This is a genomic window from Actinoplanes awajinensis subsp. mycoplanecinus (genome assembly GCF_001509495.1).
In the GTDB taxonomy this organism is placed as follows: domain Bacteria; phylum Actinomycetota; class Actinomycetes; order Mycobacteriales; family Micromonosporaceae; genus Actinoplanes; species Actinoplanes palleronii.
In genome coordinates, this window is record NZ_LLZH01000175.1 from 1 (window position 1) to 376 (window position 376).

The 376-nt window shown below is 66.5% G+C and carries 1 protein-coding gene; it reads left to right on the forward strand.

What is annotated here, in order from left to right; genetic code table 11:
• Nucleotides 1–22 precede the first annotated feature (22 nt).
• Nucleotides 23–376: RNA-guided endonuclease InsQ/TnpB family protein (locus ADL15_RS19855; protein WP_198170900.1), on the forward strand; the 354-nt coding region annotated here is incomplete at its 3' end.

Here is a 376-nt window from a genome sequence, read left to right on the forward strand (position 1 = left end):
GTTCCTGCGTGAGGTGTCGTGTGTGCCGTTGCAGCAAGCGCTGCGGCATTTGCAGACCGCGTTCGTCAACTTCTGGGAAAAGCGGGCCGGGTATCCGACGTTCAAGAGCAAGAAACGCTCGCGGCGGTCGGCGGAGTACACCAGCAGCGCCTTCCGGTACTACGACGGCCGGCTCACCCTGGCCAAGATGGCCGAACCGTTGACCATCGTGTGGTCGCGGCCGCTGCCCGAGGGCGCGACGCCGTCCACAGTGACGGTGTCGCAGGACAGCGCGGGTCGCTGGTTCGTGTCCCTGCTCTGCGAGGACGTGATCGAGGACGCACCGGTGTCCGGGGCCGTCGGTATCGATGCCGGTCTCGACAGTCTGCTCGCCCTG